The 16325-nt window shown below is 56.2% G+C and carries 16 protein-coding genes; 11 read left to right on the forward strand and 5 right to left on the reverse strand.

Going from position 1 to position 16325, the window contains the following annotated elements:
* Positions 1–28: 28 nt before the first annotated feature.
* The 9 genes from ACMVME_RS17305 to trmL all read left to right on the forward strand — a co-directional run bounded on the left by ACMVME_RS17305 (position 29) and on the right by trmL (position 10128).
* Complete coding sequence (locus ACMVME_RS17305; RefSeq protein ID WP_014168089.1) at positions 29–1936, forward strand: PTS mannitol transporter subunit IICBA; 1908 nt, start codon at positions 29–31, stop codon at positions 1934–1936.
* Between the two features lie 98 nt (positions 1937–2034).
* Entirely contained in the window at positions 2035–3183 is a 1149-nt protein-coding gene (gene mtlD, locus ACMVME_RS17310) for a mannitol-1-phosphate 5-dehydrogenase (protein ID WP_025206445.1), read from the forward strand.
* On the forward strand, positions 3183–3770 hold the full coding sequence (gene mtlR, locus ACMVME_RS17315) for a mannitol operon repressor MtlR (protein ID WP_192879999.1): 588 nt from the start codon (positions 3183–3185) through the stop codon (positions 3768–3770). The genes mtlD and mtlR overlap by 1 nt, the downstream gene beginning before the upstream one ends.
* A gap of 58 nt (positions 3771–3828) precedes the next feature.
* Complete coding sequence (locus tag ACMVME_RS17320; RefSeq protein ID WP_014168086.1) at positions 3829–4191, forward strand: YibL family ribosome-associated protein; 363 nt, start codon at positions 3829–3831, stop codon at positions 4189–4191.
* Between the two features lie 285 nt (positions 4192–4476).
* Complete coding sequence (gene lldP / locus ACMVME_RS17325) at positions 4477–6132, forward strand: L-lactate permease (protein WP_032680001.1); 1656 nt, start codon at positions 4477–4479, stop codon at positions 6130–6132.
* Entirely contained in the window at positions 6129–6902 is a 774-nt protein-coding gene (gene lldR / locus ACMVME_RS17330) for a transcriptional regulator LldR (RefSeq protein WP_014168084.1), read from the forward strand. The genes lldP and lldR overlap by 4 nt, the downstream gene beginning before the upstream one ends.
* On the forward strand, positions 6899–8086 hold the full coding sequence (lldD, locus tag ACMVME_RS17335; protein WP_014168083.1) for an FMN-dependent L-lactate dehydrogenase LldD: 1188 nt from the start codon (positions 6899–6901) through the stop codon (positions 8084–8086). The genes lldR and lldD overlap by 4 nt, the downstream gene beginning before the upstream one ends.
* Positions 8087–8268: 182 nt before the next feature.
* Positions 8269–9609: an MFS transporter gene (locus tag ACMVME_RS17340; protein WP_068795320.1), complete on the forward strand. Its 1341-nt coding sequence runs from the start codon at positions 8269–8271 to the stop codon at positions 9607–9609.
* Positions 9610–9654: 45 nt separating this feature from the next.
* Positions 9655–10128, forward strand: a complete 474-nt coding sequence (gene trmL, locus ACMVME_RS17345) for a tRNA (uridine(34)/cytosine(34)/5-carboxymethylaminomethyluridine(34)-2'-O)-methyltransferase TrmL (RefSeq protein ID WP_014168081.1) — start codon at positions 9655–9657, stop codon at positions 10126–10128.
* On the opposite strand, the gene cysE is transcribed toward trmL, so the two are convergent.
* The 5 genes from cysE to ACMVME_RS17370 form a co-directional block, all read right to left on the reverse strand.
* Positions 10125–10946 (reverse strand): serine O-acetyltransferase, encoded by an 822-nt coding sequence (gene cysE, locus ACMVME_RS17350; RefSeq protein ID WP_008502718.1) that lies wholly within the window; start codon positions 10944–10946, stop codon positions 10125–10127. The two genes, trmL and cysE, sit on opposite strands and share 4 nt — an antisense overlap.
* A 78-nt stretch (positions 10947–11024) precedes the next feature.
* Positions 11025–12044 carry an NAD(P)H-dependent glycerol-3-phosphate dehydrogenase gene (gene gpsA / locus ACMVME_RS17355; protein WP_014168080.1) on the reverse strand — a complete coding sequence of 340 codons (1020 nt, stop codon included), beginning with the start codon at positions 12042–12044 and terminating at the stop codon, positions 11025–11027.
* Positions 12044–12511: a protein-export chaperone SecB gene (secB, locus tag ACMVME_RS17360; RefSeq protein WP_014168079.1), complete on the reverse strand. Its 468-nt coding sequence runs from the start codon at positions 12509–12511 to the stop codon at positions 12044–12046. The genes gpsA and secB overlap by 1 nt, the downstream gene beginning before the upstream one ends.
* 32 nt (positions 12512–12543) lie before the next feature.
* The gene (gene grxC / locus ACMVME_RS17365) at positions 12544–12795 is read right to left on the reverse strand and encodes a glutaredoxin 3 (protein ID WP_014168078.1); all 252 of its coding nucleotides are present in this window, start codon (positions 12793–12795) and stop codon (positions 12544–12546) included.
* Between the two features lie 11 nt (positions 12796–12806).
* Positions 12807–13238, reverse strand: a complete 432-nt coding sequence (locus ACMVME_RS17370) for a rhodanese-like domain-containing protein (RefSeq protein WP_014168077.1) — start codon at positions 13236–13238, stop codon at positions 12807–12809.
* Between the two features lie 246 nt (positions 13239–13484).
* Between ACMVME_RS17370 and gpmM the strand changes: the two genes are divergently transcribed.
* Positions 13485–15029, forward strand: coding sequence for a 2,3-bisphosphoglycerate-independent phosphoglycerate mutase (gene gpmM / locus ACMVME_RS17375; protein WP_251858944.1), 1545 nt, complete (start codon positions 13485–13487; stop codon positions 15027–15029).
* Positions 15030–15062: 33 nt separating this feature from the next.
* Entirely contained in the window at positions 15063–16322 is a 1260-nt protein-coding gene (gene envC, locus ACMVME_RS17380) for a murein hydrolase activator EnvC (protein ID WP_025206449.1), read from the forward strand.
* The last annotated feature ends 3 nt before the right edge of the window (positions 16323–16325 follow it).

Genomic DNA, 16325 nt, shown 5'->3' on the forward strand with positions numbered 1-16325 from the left:
TAAGCGTAAACAGAAGAAGGGGTGTTTTATGTCATCCGATTTCAAGATCAAAGTTCAAAGCTTTGGTCGTTTCCTCAGCAATATGGTGATGCCAAATATCGGCGCGTTTATCGCGTGGGGTATCATCACTGCGTTGTTCATTCCGACAGGGTGGTTGCCTAACGAAACGCTGGCGAAACTTGTTGGCCCAATGATTACCTACCTGCTGCCGCTGCTTATCGGGTTTACCGGTGGTCGTCTGGTGGGTGGAGACCGTGGTGGCGTTGTGGGTGCCATCACGACGATGGGGGTTATCGTCGGTGCGGATATGCCGATGTTCCTCGGTGCAATGATTGCGGGCCCTCTGGGCGGCTGGGCAATTAAGAAATTCGACGTCTGGGTTGATGGCAAGATCAAATCCGGCTTCGAAATGCTGGTGAACAACTTCTCTGCGGGCATCATCGGTATGATCCTCGCGATTCTGGCGTTCCTCGGCATTGGCCCTGCGGTTGAAGTGCTGTCCAAAGTTCTGGCGGCAGGCGTTAACTTCATGGTTGCGCACGACATGTTGCCGCTGGCGTCTATCTTTGTTGAACCGGCGAAAATCCTGTTCCTCAACAACGCCATTAACCACGGTATCTTCTCACCGCTGGGCATTCAGCAGTCTCATGACCTCGGCAAGTCCATCTTCTTCCTGATTGAAGCCAACCCGGGCCCGGGCATGGGTGTTCTGCTGGCGTACATGTTCTTTGGTCGCGGCAGTGCGAAACAGTCTGCGGGCGGTGCGGCTATCATCCACTTCCTGGGCGGTATCCACGAAATTTACTTCCCTTACGTGCTGATGAACCCACGTCTGATCCTGGCCGTTATCCTCGGCGGTATGACGGGCGTGTTCACCCTGAGCGTGCTGGGCGGTGGTCTGGTTTCTCCGGCCTCTCCAGGCTCCATCCTGGCGGTCCTGGCGATGACCCCGAAAGGTGCCTATTTCGCTAACATCGCAGCCATCTGTGCGGCAATGGCCGTCTCCTTCGTGGTCTCTTCTATCCTGCTGAAAACCAGCAAAGTGAAAGAAGATGACGATATCGAAGCGGCAACCCGTCGTATGCATGACATGAAAGCCGAATCAAAAGGCGCCACGCCGCTGGCGGCGGGCGATGTCTCTAACGACCTGAGCCACGTACGTAAAATCATCGTGGCCTGTGATGCAGGTATGGGTTCCAGCGCCATGGGTGCCGGCGTGCTGCGTAAGAAAGTGCAGGATGCGGGTCTGACCAACATCTCCGTCACCAACAGCGCCATCAACAGCCTGCCTGCAGATGTTGACCTGGTGATTACGCACCGCGATCTGACCGAACGTGCGATGCGTCAGGTTCCTCAGGCACAGCACATTTCGCTGACCAACTTCCTGGACAGCGGCCTGTACACCAACCTGACCGAACGCCTGGTGGCCGCACAGCGTCATGAAGATAACGAAGTCAAAGTCCGCGACAGCCTGAAAGACAGCTTTGACGCGAACGACAGCCACCTGTTCCGCCTGGGCGCAGAAAACATCTTCCTGGGCCGCACGGCGTCCCACAAGGAAGAGGCGATTCGCTTTGCCGGTGAACAGCTGGTGAAAGGCGGCTACGTGCAGCCTGAATACGTTGACGCGATGCTGGAGCGTGAAAAGCTGACTCCAACCTATCTGGGTGAATCCATTGCGGTTCCACACGGTACGGTTGAAGCGAAAGACCGCGTACTGAAAACCGGCGTGGTGTTCTGCCAGTATCCGGATGGTGTACGCTTCGGTGAAGAAGAAGACGACATCGCCCGCCTGGTGATTGGTATCGCCGCTCGCAACAACGAGCACATCCAGGTGATTACCAGCCTGACCAACGCGCTGGATGACGACTCTGTCATTGAACGTCTGGCCAACACCACCAGCGTGGAAGAAGTGCTGGCGCTGTTGAACAAGTAACGGAACCTCTTCCCTCTCCCCTGTGGGGAGAGGGTTAGGGTGAGGGCCAAGCCTCACCCCAGCCCTCTCGGGTAAAAACATTGATTAAGGTTAATACTATGAAAGCATTACATTTTGGCGCAGGTAATATCGGTCGTGGCTTTATCGGTAAACTGCTGGCAGACGCAGGCATTACGCTGACATTCGCCGATGTGAATCAGGTAGTCCTGGATGCCCTGAATGCCCGTCATAGCTATCAGGTACACGTGGTAGGCGAAAACGAGCAGGTTGAGACGGTGTCTGGCGTTAATGCGGTAAGCAGCATTGGCGAAGACGTTATCGACCTCATCGCCAGTGTCGATCTGGTGACCACGGCCGTTGGCCCGGTGGTGCTTGAGCGCATTGCCCCTGCGGTGGCGAAAGGCCTGGCAAAACGTAAAGCGCAGGGCATCGACACACCGCTGAACATCATCGCCTGTGAAAACATGGTGCGCGGCACCACGCAGCTGAAAGGCCATGTGCTCGCCGCCGTCGCGGACGAAGATAAAGCCTGGGTGGAAGCGCACATCGGCTTTGTGGATTCCGCCGTTGACCGTATCGTTCCGCCATCAGAATCCGCCACCCACGATCCGCTGGAAGTGACCGTGGAAACCTTCAGCGAGTGGATCGTCGATAAAACCCAGTTTAAAGGCGCGCTGCCAACCATTCCGGGGATGGAATTAACCGATAACCTGATGGCCTTTGTCGAACGTAAACTCTTCACGCTGAACACCGGGCATGCTATAACCGCGTACCTCGGAAAATTGGCCGGTCATCAGACCATTCGTGACGCGATCCTCGATGAGAGCATCCGTGCGGTGGTTAAAGGGGCAATGGAAGAGAGCGGCGCGGTGCTGATCAAACGCTACGGTTTTGATGCTGAGAAACATGCAGCATACATCCAGAAAATCCTCGGTCGTTTTGAAAACCCGTATCTGAAAGATGACGTTGAGCGCGTAGGCCGTCAGCCACTGCGTAAACTGAGCGCGGGCGATCGCCTGATTAAACCGCTGCTGGGCACGCTGGAGTATGGTCTTGCGCACGCCAACCTGGTGAAAGGGATTGCCGCCGCGATGCATTACCGCAGCGAGCAGGATCCACAGGCGCAGGAGCTGGCTCAGCTGATTAACGATAAAGGCCCGCAGGGTGCGCTGGCGCAGATCTCTGGTCTGGATGCCAACAGCGACGTGGTTGTGGAGGCGGTGAACGCTTACAACGCAATCAAATGATGCAGAGTGCGGCGCAGGATAGCCTGCGCCCAAATAACAGATTGTCAGATATGCAGGCAATAATGGAACAAACCCAGGCCTTTGAAAATCGTGTGCTTGAGCGTCTGAATGCTGGCAAAACCGTACGAAGTTTCCTGATTGCCGCCGTCGAGTTGCTAACCGAGGCGGTGAATATTCTGGTACTTCAGGTGTTTCGCAAAGACGACTACGCGGTAAAATATGCTGTAGAACCGTTACTGGACGGAGACGGACCGCTGGGCGATTTATCGGTACGTCTGAAGTTGATTTATGGTCTTGGCGTGTTGAACCGACAAGAGTATGAAGATGCCGAGCTGCTGATGGCGCTGCGCGAAGAGTTAAATCATGACGGTAATGAGTACACCTTTACCGATGATGAGATCCTTGGCCCCTTCGGCGAGCTACACTGCGTCTCCGCGCTTCCCCCTGCTCCCCATTTTGATAACAGTGACCCTGAGCTGTACGCGATGCAAAAGCTGCGTTATCAACAGGTTGTCCGTTCCACAATGGTCCTTTCCCTGACTGAGCTGATTTCCCGAATCAGCTTAAAAAAAGCGTTTCAGAAGTAAGCCTGCTCACATTGGTGTATCCTTCCCTGTAAATTCCCCGTTTTCAGAGTTATTTGTCATGAAAGAAGTCGAAAAGAACGAAATTAAACGCCTGAGCGACCGCCTGGATCTGATCCGCCACCAGATGGCTGGTCTCTCACTGGTTGAGTCCGCCGAGAAGTATGCCGAGCTGGAGAAAGAGAGTGAGAAGCTTGAAGCGGAAATCGAGCGTCTGCGCGAAGTCAAAGGCCAGAAGCTGAGCAACGAAGCCCAAAAGCTGTTGAGCATGCCGCACCGTCGCGCCATCACTAAAAAAGAGCAGGCCGACATGGGCAAGCTGAAGAAAAGCGTCCGTGGCCTGGTGGTGGTTCATCCCATGACCGAGCTTGGTCGCGAAATGGGTCTGAAAGAGATGACGGGTTTTTGTAAGACCGCGTTTTGATCGTCCCCTGCCCTCTCTCCCAGGCGAGAGGGCGAAAACCATACCGCGTCGCCCCCCTCACCGCTTAAAATTGGCCCAACCAATCTCCCGGTAATCACTTTCCTGGTTCACAATTCCACTAATTCCCCTCACAAAATCATTGCCGACTCATAACAACTGGTTAACCATTTATTGTCATTCACCCTACAACACAATATTGGCAGGACCACTTTTACACAGTTTGTGACGCAGAGATGAGCGGAGACTCACCCGCTACGCAGACTGTCTGGTCCTCAGGAGACCTGCATGAGCCTCTGGCAACAAAACTACGATCCGGCTGGCAATATCTGGCTGTCGAGCCTGATCGCATCGCTTCCGATCCTGTTCTTCTTCTTTGCGCTGATTAAGCTCAAGCTGAAGGGATACCTGGCCGCGACGTACACCGTTGCCATTGCGCTGATGGTGGCACTGTTCTTCTATAAAATGCCGGTCGATCGCGCGCTGGCCTCCGTCGTCTATGGTTTCTTCTACGGCCTGTGGCCGATTGCGTGGATTATCATCGCGGCGGTCTTTGTCTACAAAATCTCGGTGAAAACCGGGCAATTCGACATTATCCGCTCATCGATACTTTCCATTACTCCGGACCAGCGTCTGCAGATGCTGATTGTCGGTTTCTCCTTCGGGGCTTTTCTGGAAGGGGCGGCCGGGTTTGGCGCACCGGTTGCCATCACCGCGGCGCTGTTAGTCGGGCTGGGGTTCAACCCGCTTTACGCTGCAGGTCTTTGTCTGATCGTTAACACCGCGCCGGTGGCGTTTGGTGCGATGGGGATCCCGATTCTGGTCGCCGGGCAGGTCACCGGTCTGGACAGCTTTGAAATTGGCCAGATGGTTGGCCGTCAGCTGCCGTTCCTGACCATCATTGTGCTGTTCTGGATCATGGCGATTATGGATGGCTGGCGCGGCGTGAAAGAGACATGGCCTGCGGTGGTCGTCGCTGGCGGCTCGTTTGCCATTGCCCAGTATCTCAGCTCGAATTTCCTCGGCCCCGAATTGCCGGACATTATCTCTTCACTGGTGTCGCTGGTCTGCCTGACGCTGTTCCTGAAACGCTGGCAGCCGGTACGCATCTTCCGTTTCGCCGATATGGGTGCTTCACACGTCGATCAAACCCTGGCACGTACCGGTTATACCGCGGGACAAATCATTCGCGCATGGTCTCCGTTCCTGTTCCTGACCGCCACGGTTACGCTCTGGAGTATTCCACCGTTTAAGGCCCTGTTCGCACCTGGCGGCGCACTGTATGAGATGGTCATTAACATCTCCGTGCCGTTCCTCGACAAGATGGTCGCCCGCATGCCGCCCGTGGTGCACGCCGCCACGCCGTATGCCGCGGTGTATAAATTTGACTGGTTCTCAGCAACCGGCACCGCAATCCTGTTTGCCGCTATCCTGTCTGTGGTGTGGTTACGCATGAAGCCAGCGGCTGCAGTACAGACTTTTGCGGCTACCATTAAGGAGCTGATGCTGCCGATCTACTCCATCGGCATGGTGCTGGCGTTCGCGTTTATCTCGAACTATTCCGGCCTGTCATCGACACTGGCGCTTGCGCTGGCGCATACCGGCCACGCCTTCACGTTCTTCTCGCCGTTCCTCGGCTGGCTGGGGGTGTTCCTGACCGGTTCAGATACCTCATCTAACGCCCTGTTTGCGGCCCTGCAGGCGACGGCAGCCCAGCAGATTGGCGTGTCGGACATCCTTCTGGTGGCCGCCAATACTACCGGCGGCGTGACCGGCAAGATGATCTCACCGCAATCCATCGCCATTGCCTGTGCGGCGGTGGGACTGGTCGGTAAAGAGTCGGACCTGTTCCGCTTTACCGTGAAACACAGCCTGATATTCACCTGTATGGTCGGGGTGATCACGACCCTGCAGGCCTATGTCTTAACCTGGATGATCCCATGATAGTCATGCCCAGACGCCTGTCCGACGAGATTGCCTCTCGCGTACGGGCGCTGATTGAAGAACAACAGCTGGAAGCGGGCATGAAATTGCCCGCCGAGCGCCAGCTCGCCGCCCAACTGGGTGTATCTCGTAACTCACTGCGTGAGGCGCTGGCGACGCTGGTCAGCGAAGGGGTACTGGTAAGCCGTCGGGGCGGCGGCACCTTTGTCCGCTGGCAGCACGATGACTGGTCCGAGCAAAACATCGTGCAGCCGCTTAAAACACTGATGGAAAACGACCCGGACTACAGCTTCGACATCATTGAAGCGCGGCACGCCATCGAAACCAGTACCGCCTGGCATGCGGCCATGCGGGCCACTGAAGCCGACAAAGAGAAGCTCAAAGCCTGCTTTGACGCCACCCAAAGCAGCGACCCGGACATTGCCTCGCAGGCGGACGTGCGGTTTCATCTGGCGATTGCTGAAGCGTCGCACAACGTCGTTCTGCTCCAGACCATGCGCGGTTTCTTCGACCTGTTGCAATCCTCCGTGAAGCAGAGCCGCCAGCGTATGTATCTGGTCCCGCCGGTATTTGCCCAACTGACCGAACAGCACGAGGCGGTACTCAACGCCATTCTGGCCGGGGATGCAGAGGCCGCGCGCAAAGCGATGATGGCGCATCTGGGGTTCGTGCACACCACCATTAAACGATTCGATGAAGATCAGGCCCGACAGGCGCGTATTACTCGTCTGCCTGGCGACAGTGATATTTCCAGGGAGAACAAAGCATGATTATTTCAGCAGCCAGTGACTATCGCGCCGCAGCGCAGCGCATTTTGCCGCCGTTCCTGTTCCACTATATCGACGGTGGGGCATATGCCGAATACACCCTGCGCCGCAACGTGGAAGATCTGTCGGAAGTGGCGCTGCGCCAGCGCGTGCTGAAAGATATGTCTGAGCTGAGCCTTGAGACAACGCTGTTTAACGAAACGCTTTCCATGCCGGTGGCCCTTGCACCAGTCGGTTTGTGCGGCATGTACGCCCGCCGGGGTGAAGTCCAGGCGGCAGGGGCAGCGGATGCTAAAGGTATTCCGTTTACCCTCTCCACCGTCTCCGTCTGCCCGATTGAAGAAGTGGCCCCGACCCTCCAGCGTCCGATGTGGTTCCAGCTGTACGTCCTGCGCGATCGCGGCTTTATGCGCAACGCGCTGGAGCGTGCCAAAGCCGCGGGCTGTTCAACGCTGGTCTTTACCGTTGATATGCCGACGCCTGGCGCCCGTTACCGCGATGCCCACTCCGGGATGAGCGGCCCAAATGCTGCCCTGCGTCGCTACTGGCAGGCAGTAACGCACCCGCAATGGGCCTGGGATGTCGGTGTGAATGGTCGCCCGCACGATCTGGGGAATATCTCGGCCTATCTCGGTAAACCCACCGGGCTGGAAGATTACATCGGCTGGCTGGCGAATAATTTCGATCCGTCCATCTCGTGGAAAGACCTGGAGTGGATCCGCGAATTCTGGGACGGCCCGATGGTGATCAAAGGGATCCTCGACCCGGAAGATGCCCGCGATGCCGTGCGCTTTGGCGCTGACGGTATTGTGGTCTCTAACCACGGCGGACGTCAGCTTGACGGGGTACTCTCTTCCGCACGCGCACTGCCGGCGATTGCCGATGCGGTGAAAGGTGATATCGCTATCCTCGCCGACAGCGGTATCCGCAACGGGCTTGACGTGGTGCGTATGATTGCCCTTGGCGCAGACAGCGTATTGCTCGGACGCGCATATCTTTATGCACTGGCTACGGCTGGTCAGGCAGGGGTGGCGAATCTGCTCAACCTGATCGAAAAAGAGATGAAAGTGGCGATGACGTTGACCGGCGCAAAAACGATTCGCGAAATCAGCAAGGACTCCCTGGTGCAGGAGTTGGGTAAATTACCCGCCGCACTGGCACCGCTTGCCCAGGGTGACGCAGCCTGACGCCCGTCTGATACCCCTTCCCCCTCTCCTCGCGTCCGAACTCCCCTCGGGCGCTTTTTTTTTCAAAAATAACATCCAGGTAACATATTGGATAAGAAAATTTGACATACCTGTACCGCACGCAATTGTATAGACAAGCAAATACAAGAACACAAAAACACCATCACATCAGAGGGGAGCGTATGAGATATTCAGGTCAGGTGGATATTCAGCAGGTGATCGACGACAGTCCCTTTTCCGGGTTTCACTGGGTGCTCATCGTGCTGGGCTTTCTGGTGCTGGCGATCGATGGTTTCGATACCGCAGCAATGGGCTACATTGCGCCCACGCTGTCGGCGGAATGGGGCATACACAAACAGGATCTGGGACCGGTACTGAGCGCAGCACTGCTCGGGCTGTCGCTGGGAGCGCTGGTCGCAGGCCCGGTATCGGACCGGATAGGCCGCAAGCGCGTACTGGTCTTTTCTTGTCTGTTCTTCGGCCTTTCAAGCCTGGGGACGGCCTGGGCACAAAGCCTTAACACCCTGACGCTATGGCGGTTTCTGACGGGCCTGGGGCTGGGTGCCGCCATGCCGAACGCCATCACCCTCATCTCAGAGTTTGCCCCTCAGCGCTGTCGCGCCATGGCGATTAATACCATGTACTGCGGCTTCCCGCTGGGCGCGGCCGGCGGTGGGGCGATATCATCCTGGCTTATCCCGCATCATGGCTGGCGAAGCGTACTGCTGACCGGCGCGATAGCACCGCTGATATTAACGCTGCTGCTGATGCTGTTTTTACCGGAATCGGTGAAATACCTGGTGCAGCGCGGGAAAGACATGATGCAGATCCGCCGTATCGCCAGCCGTTTCGCCCGCACGACCCTCGACGGCGTCACCGGTTTCTTTCTCGCAGAGAATCGGGTCGCCGCCAAAAAAGGGAGCGTAGCACAGCTGTTTTCACAGCCCTGGCTGCCCGGCACCCTGATGCTATGGGTAACCTATTTTATGGGGCTGGTGATTTATTACGTCCTGCTTAGCTGGATGCCGACGCTGATGCTGGGGATGGGCTATCCCCTCGCGGAATCCGCATGGCTCACCTCGCTGTTCACCTTCGGCGGTACCGCAGGCATCCTTCTCGCGGGCTGGATGATGGATCGCTGGGAGGCACACAAAGTGGTCGCAGGTGGCTTTGTCCTGACCATGCTGCTCATTCTGGCGCTCGGCATTGAACATAACCATATCGCCCTGTTTGGCGGCCTGATTTTCCTGATGGGGATCGCGATGAACGGCGCGCAATCGGGAATGCAGACGCTGGCAGCCACCTTTTATCCTACCGAGTGTCGCGCAACGGGCATTGCCTGGATGCAGGGCATTGGCCGCTTTGGTGGCGTGGCGGGCACCATGACCAGCGCGCAGCTTCTCTCCATGCAGTGGCAGGCAGACAGTATTTTGATGATCCTTAGCCTGCCCGCCCTGCTGGCGGCCGCGGCAACCTTCTACAAAATGCTGCGTTGCCGCTCGCAGGATCTCGGCGTCGCATAAGCGGCCCGGTTTCTGCTATGCTGCCCCCGCAATTAAGGGGGCAGCATGCTTAACATCGTTTTATTCGAACCAGAAATTCCGCCGAATACCGGCAATATTATCCGCCTGTGCGCCAACACCGGTTTTCGTCTGCATATCATCGAGCCGATGGGTTTTACGTGGGACGACAAACGTCTGCGCCGCGCGGGGCTGGATTATCATGAATTTACGGCCGTGGTTCGCCATCATGATTACGCCGCGTTTCTGGAAAGCGAAAACCCACAGCGCATGTTCGCCCTGACCACCAAAGGTACGCCGGCACATAGCGCCGTGCGCTATCAGGACGGTGATTATCTGATGTTTGGCCCGGAAACGCGCGGCCTGCCGGCCACCATTCTTGATGCCCTGCCCGCTGAGCAGAAGATTCGTATTCCGATGATGCCGGACAGCCGCAGCATGAACCTGTCAAATGCGGTGTCGGTGGTGGTGTATGAAGCATGGCGCCAGCTGGGATACCCGGGCGCCATTCTCAGAAGTTAAATACCGTCACCATACTCAAACGTATGGTGAATACCGTTGAAGTGCTGATCCATATCCATCGACGGTTTGTCGCTGTCTGGTTTACCGACAATACGTGCCGGTACGCCAGCGGCAGTCGTGTGCGGCGGAACAGGCTGCAGAACAACCGAACCGGCGCCAATCTTCGCACCACGACCCACTTCGATGTTGCCGAGGATCTTGGCGCCCGCGCCAATCATCACCCCTTCACGGATTTTCGGATGGCGATCGCCGCTGGTTTTACCGGTACCGCCTAACGTGACCGACTGCAGAATCGAAACGTCATCTTCAATCACCGCGGTTTCACCGACGACAATGCCGGTGGCGTGGTCAAGCATGATCCCGCGGCCAATTTTCGCGGCCGGGTGAATATCCACCTGGAAGGTCACGGAAACCTGGTTTTGCAGGAAGATAGCCAGCGCGCGGCGGCCTTCATTCCACAGCCAGTGGCCGATGCGATAAGCCTGCAAGGCATGAAAGCCCTTCAGATACAGCAACGGCGTAGAGTATTTGTCCACCGCCGGGTCACGCGTGCGCACGGCCTGGATATCACAGGCAGCAGAAGCGATCATTTCAGGGTCAGCGGCATAGGCCTCTTCCACCACTTCACGAATGGCGATGGCGGGCATAATCGAGGAAGCCAGTTTATTGGCGAGCATATAGCTCAGGGCGCTGCCGAGGTTTTCGTGCTTGAGTAGCGTCGCATGATAGAAACTGGCCAGCATTGGCTCGCAGTCAGCCAAAGCCCGGGCTTCAGCTTTAATATTGTTCCAGACGATATCCAGTTCTTCACACGGCATTGCTTACTCCAGACGACATGTTAATGACCGGCCAGTTCTGTGCTGGCCGGGTCATAGTGCTAACAAGAATCCCTGCGACTAGTTACTGCTGCGCTCATCCTTGCGCGAACGACCTAATAAGGTCAATGCTGCCTCGCGCGCATTTTTTCCGCAATACAATACCTGATAAATTTCCTCGGTTATTGGCATTTCGACACCAAAACGGTGCGCCAATTCGCGAACTTCTTTGGTATTGCGATAGCCTTCAACCACCTGACCAATCTTCTCCTGCGCGCCTTTCACATCCATGCCCTCACCGAGCATCATGCCAAAGCGGCGGTTACGGGACTGGTTGTCGGTACAGGTCAGCACCAGATCGCCTAGGCCCGCCATGCCCATGAAGGTGGTCGGATCGGCACCCAGTGCTGCGCCAAGGCGGGACATCTCGGTTAAGCCGCGCGTAATCAGTGCGGTACGTGCGTTGGCACCAAAGCCAATCCCGTCGGACATTCCGGCGCCGATCGCAATCACGTTTTTTACCGCACCGCCCAGCTGTACGCCGATAAAATCGGGGTTGCTGTAAACGCGGAAGCTTTTGCCGCAGTGCAGCAGATGCTGAAGATCGTCGGAGAAGGCCTGATCGGTTGATGCCAGCGAGATCGCCGTCGGCAGGCCAGCGGCCAGCTCTTTAGCAAACGTCGGCCCCGAGATAACCGCCAGCGGGATGTCATCACCCAGCGCTTCGCGGGCGACATCCTGCAACAGGCGTCCGGTTTCGGCTTCCAGCCCTTTGGTGGCCCATACAATGCGCGCATCAGGACGCATCAGCGGCTTGATCTGACGCAGCACTTCGCCAAACACATGGCTCGGCACCACAATCAGAATGTTGCGGCTGGCCGCCAGCGCGGTCGCAAGGTCACTTTCAAGGTGCAGGGAGTCTGGGAACGGAACGTCCGGGAGGAACGCCACGTTGCAACGGTCCCGTTGCAGCGTCGCGATATGTTTTGGGTCGTGGCCCCAGAGAACCACTTCGTGACCATTTCTTGCCAGCGTGATGGCAAGAGCGGTGCCGTATGAGCCGGCACCGATCACAGTCATTGACGCATTAAGAGTGCTCATCAGGCATCCTGATGTTGTTCAGTACCTTCGCCAGCTTGCTGCTGCAGATAGTTCATGAACAGCGCATCAAAGTTAACTGGCGCAAGGTTCAGTTGCGGGAATGTACCGCGAGAAACCAGGCTGGTGATGCATTCGCGAGCATACGGGAACAGAATGTTCGGGCAGTATGCACCCAGGCAGTGCGCCATCTGGTTGCCTTCGATGCCGCCGATGGAGAAGATGCCGCCCTGCTGAACTTCACACAGGAATGCAGTCTCTTCGCCCAGAGAGGCAGTAACAGTCACACGCAGTACGACTTCATACACGTCATCCGCCAGTTGGGTAGATGCGGTATCAAGATCAAGTTTAACCTCTGGCTGCCAATCTTTCTGGAAAACGTGTGGCGCATTTGGCGCTTCGAAAGAGACATCCTTGGTGTAGATACGCTGGATCTGGAAAGTCATTTCGGTGTTGTTTTGTTCTGACATGGAAAAACCCTTTTTAATTGTCCTAAAGTCTCTTAGCTCAGCAGCGGATCGAGTCCACCACGGGCATCGAGCGCATACAAGTCATCACAGCCGCCAATGTGCTGCGCATCAATAAAAATCTGCGGAACCGTCGTACGACCACTACGTTGGATCATCTCTTCGCGTTTAATCGCGTCACCGTCAATCGGCAGTTCTTTGAACGCTACGCCTTTGCTGTTCAGAAGCGCTTTTGCACGGTGGCAGAACGGGCACGTTGCTTTGGTGTAGATCTCGATATTGGCCATTACTGAACTCCTTATTTACCGCGAACCAAAGGAAGATTTTCCCCGCTCCAGCCGGAAATACCTTCTTTCAGAACCGTTACGTTTTCGAAGCCTGCTTTATGCAGCGCGCTGGCAGATTCCTGCGCCTGCATACCGGTCGCGTCAACAACGATAATCGGCTGGGCTTTATGTTTCTCAAGCTCGCCAACGTTGTTCGCTTTGATTTCAGCAGGTAACAGGTTGATAGCACCAGCAATGTGACCTTTACGGAAATCGTCACGCTGACGCAGATCGACCACGACGGCATCTTCTTTGTTAATCAGACGCGTCGCTTCACCACGGGTGATAACCTTAATCTTAGACGTCAGGCCTTTAAATGTGGTGAACAGCACAGCAGCCAGCAGGCCAATCCACGCGATGCTCAGAACCGGATGGCGGCTAACGAATTGCATAATTTCTTGCATGGAGGGTAACTACTCCGACTTAGTGATTAAAAAAACCAGGACAGGAGTATACCTGTGCGTTGTGGCAAATACAGCCAGCGACCATAACCTAATCCATTTTCTGAGGCCTGCCACCTAAAAAATTGCCTCAAAAGCGTCCGCTAAGCACCTTGCCCCTGCGCTTTCTTTGATCTTCTGCGGCTATTTGATCGATTCAGCTGTAGTAAAATTACGCAAATTTTGACTCTTGAGCATGAGGTTGTCGCAATGTCGGTTTCTAAAAAACCTATGGTACTGGTGATTCTGGATGGCTATGGCTACCGTGAAGATCAACAGGATAACGCCATTTTCAACGCCAAAACGCCGGTGATGGACGCGCTGTGGGCAAAACGTCCCCACACCCTGATTGATGCGTCCGGGCTGGAAGTGGGTCTGCCAGATCGTCAGATGGGCAACTCCGAAGTTGGACACGTAAACCTGGGTGCAGGTCGTATCGTGTATCAGGACCTGACGCGTCTGGACGTTGAAATCAAAGAACTTACCTTCTTCAACAACCCAGTACTTTGCGGCGCGGTGGACAGAGCCGTGGCGGCCGGTAAAGCAGTTCATATCATGGGTCTGCTCTCCGCCGGTGGCGTACACAGCCACGAAGATCACATCATGGCGATGGTTGAACTGGCGGCTGAGCGCGGCGCAGAAAAAATCTATCTGCACGCTTTCCTGGACGGTCGTGATACGCCACCACGCAGCGCAAAAGGTTCACTGGCCTCCTTTGAAAACAAATTCGCCGCGCTTGGCAAAGGACGTGTGGCCTCTATCATCGGGCGCTACTACGCAATGGACCGCGACAACCGTTGGGATCGCGTTGAACAGGCCTATGACCTGATGACGCTGGCAAAAGGTGAATTCCAGTTCGCGACCGCGGTGGAAGGTCTGGAAGCCGCTTACGCGCGTGATGAAAACGATGAATTCGTGAAAGCAACCGTCATTCGTGCTGAAGGCCAGGCTGATGCCGCCATGGAAGACGGCGATGCGCTGATCTTCATGAACTTCCGTGCTGACCGCGCGCGTGAAATCACCCGTGCGTTCGTGAACAGTGATTTCGACGGTTTCACCCGTAAGAAAGTGGTGAAGATCGACTTTATTCAGCTGACCGAATACGCCGCTGACATCAATGCGCCATGCGCTTATCCACCCGCATCACTGGCCAATACCTTCGGTGAGTGGATGGCGAAGAACGACAAGACACAGCTACGTATCTCCGAAACCGAGAAATATGCCCACGTCACCTTCTTCTTTAACGGCGGTGTTGAAGAGCCGTTCAAAGGCGAAGATCGCATTCTGATTAACTCACCCAAAGTAGCGACCTACGATCTGCAGCCAGAAATGAGCTCTGCCGAGCTGACTGAAAAACTGGTTGCGGCAATCGAAAGCGGCAAATACGACACCATCATCTGTAACTACCCGAACGGCGACATGGTGGGTCATACCGGCGTGATGGAAGCCGCCGTAAAAGCGGTTGAAGCGCTGGATCACTGTGTTGAGCAGGTCGCGAAAGCGGTTGAATCCGTTGGTGGCCAGCTGCTCATCACCGCTGACCACGGTAACGCAGAACAGATGCGCGACCCGGCAACCGGCCAGGCGCACACCGCTCACACCAACCTGCCTGTTCCGCTGATTTATGTGGGTGATAAATCACTGAAAGCAGTGGAAGGCGGCAAGCTTTCCGACATCGCGCCAACCATGTTGTCGCTGATGGGCATGGAGATCCCTGAAGAGATGACTGGTAAGCCGCTGTTCATCGTGGAATAATCGCTCCCCATGAGGGGAAAGGCGATTTTTTCAATCACATGGGTCGTGAAGCCGCTTAGGTTATCAGTCAGACCTCTGCTTTGCGCCAGCGCACTCAGCGCTGGCGTATTGCTGTGCGCCGCATCCGCCCACGCGGATGACCGTGACCAGCTGAAATCCATTCAGGCCGATATCGCCGCGAAAGAGCGTGCGGTACGCCAGCAACAGCAGCAACGCTCTGCTCTGCTCGCTCAGCTTAAGCAGCAGGAAGAAGCCATCTCCGCTGCCGCACGTAAATTACGTGAAACGCAAAACACCCTCGCCCAGTTGAATAAACAGATCGACGAAATGAACGCGTCGATTGCCAAACTGGAACGCCAGCGTGATGCCCAGGAACGCAACCTTGCCGCACAGCTTGATGCTGCTTTCCGCCAGGGTGAGCACACGGGCCTTCAGTTGATCCTCAGCGGTGAGGAGAGCCAGCGCGGTCAGCGTCTGCAGGCCTACTTTGGTTATCTGAACCAGGCGCGTCAGGAGACTATCGCGCAGCTGAAACAGACGCGCGAAGAGGTCACCACGCAAAAAGCCGAGCTCGAAGAGAAGCAGAGCCAGCAACAGACGCTGCTCTACGAACAGCAGGCGCAACAAGCGAAGCTCGAGCAGGCCCGCAACGAGCGCAAGAAAACCCTTTCCGGTCTCGAGTCCTCTATTCAGCAAGGCCAAAGCCAGCTGAGCGAAATGCGCGCCAACGAATCGAAACTGCGTAACAGTATCGCCCGCGCGGAAGCGGCGGCGAAAGCGCGCGCCGAAAAAGAGGCCCGCGAAGCGCAGGCCGTACGCGACAAGCAGCAGGAAGCCTCACGCAAAGGTACGACCTACAAGCCAAGCGAAAGCGAACGCTCCCTGATGTCACGTACCGGCGGTTTAGGCTCCCCTCGTGGTCAGGCTTACTGGCCCGTTCGCGGTACAATTCTGCATCGCTATGGCGAACAGCTGCAGGGTGAACTACGTTGGAAAGGGATAGTTATCGGTGCGTCTGAAGGTAGCGAAGTAAAAGCCATCGCTGATGGCCGTGTGATTCTGGCCGACTGGCTGCAGGGTTACGGGCTTGTGGTAGTGGTGGAGCACGGTAAAGGCGATATGAGCCTTTACGGCTACAACCAGAGCGCACTGGTCAGCGTCGGTACTCAGGTGCGCGCCGGCCAACCCATCGCCCTCGTGGGCAGCAGTGGCGGTCAGGGCCGCCCGTCACTCTATTTCGAAATTCGTCGCCAGGGTCAGGCGGTCAATCCACAGCCGTGGTTGGGAAGATAAGTT

Source organism: Enterobacter cloacae complex sp. 2024EL-00711 (assembly GCF_047529885.1).
GTDB classification, from domain to species: Bacteria; Pseudomonadota; Gammaproteobacteria; order Enterobacterales; family Enterobacteriaceae; genus Enterobacter; species Enterobacter ludwigii.

What these genes read in the sequence shown, in the direction of transcription:
- gpsA (WP_014168080.1), bottom strand. Translation starts at nt 12,044, where the DNA reads ATGAGCACTCTTAATGCGTCAATGACTGTGATCGGTGCCGGCTCATAC.
- grxC (WP_014168078.1), bottom strand. Translation starts at nt 12,795, where the DNA reads ATGGCCAATATCGAGATCTACACCAAAGCAACGTGCCCGTTCTGCCAC.
- secB (WP_014168079.1), bottom strand. Translation starts at nt 12,511, where the DNA reads ATGTCAGAACAAAACAACACCGAAATGACTTTCCAGATCCAGCGTATC.
- ACMVME_RS17320 (WP_014168086.1), top strand. Translation starts at nt 3,829, where the DNA reads ATGAAAGAAGTCGAAAAGAACGAAATTAAACGCCTGAGCGACCGCCTG.
- lldD (WP_014168083.1), top strand. Translation starts at nt 6,899, where the DNA reads ATGATTATTTCAGCAGCCAGTGACTATCGCGCCGCAGCGCAGCGCATT.
- cysE (WP_008502718.1), bottom strand. Translation starts at nt 10,946, where the DNA reads ATGCCGTGTGAAGAACTGGATATCGTCTGGAACAATATTAAAGCTGAA.
- lldP (WP_032680001.1), top strand. Translation starts at nt 4,477, where the DNA reads ATGAGCCTCTGGCAACAAAACTACGATCCGGCTGGCAATATCTGGCTG.
- trmL (WP_014168081.1), top strand. Translation starts at nt 9,655, where the DNA reads ATGCTTAACATCGTTTTATTCGAACCAGAAATTCCGCCGAATACCGGC.
- gpmM (WP_251858944.1), top strand. Translation starts at nt 13,485, where the DNA reads ATGTCGGTTTCTAAAAAACCTATGGTACTGGTGATTCTGGATGGCTAT.
- mtlR (WP_192879999.1), top strand. Translation starts at nt 3,183, where the DNA reads ATGCAGAGTGCGGCGCAGGATAGCCTGCGCCCAAATAACAGATTGTCA.
- ACMVME_RS17340 (WP_068795320.1), top strand. Translation starts at nt 8,269, where the DNA reads ATGAGATATTCAGGTCAGGTGGATATTCAGCAGGTGATCGACGACAGT.
- lldR (WP_014168084.1), top strand. Translation starts at nt 6,129, where the DNA reads ATGATAGTCATGCCCAGACGCCTGTCCGACGAGATTGCCTCTCGCGTA.
- ACMVME_RS17370 (WP_014168077.1), bottom strand. Translation starts at nt 13,238, where the DNA reads ATGCAAGAAATTATGCAATTCGTTAGCCGCCATCCGGTTCTGAGCATC.
- ACMVME_RS17305 (WP_014168089.1), top strand. Translation starts at nt 29, where the DNA reads ATGTCATCCGATTTCAAGATCAAAGTTCAAAGCTTTGGTCGTTTCCTC.
- mtlD (WP_025206445.1), top strand. Translation starts at nt 2,035, where the DNA reads ATGAAAGCATTACATTTTGGCGCAGGTAATATCGGTCGTGGCTTTATC.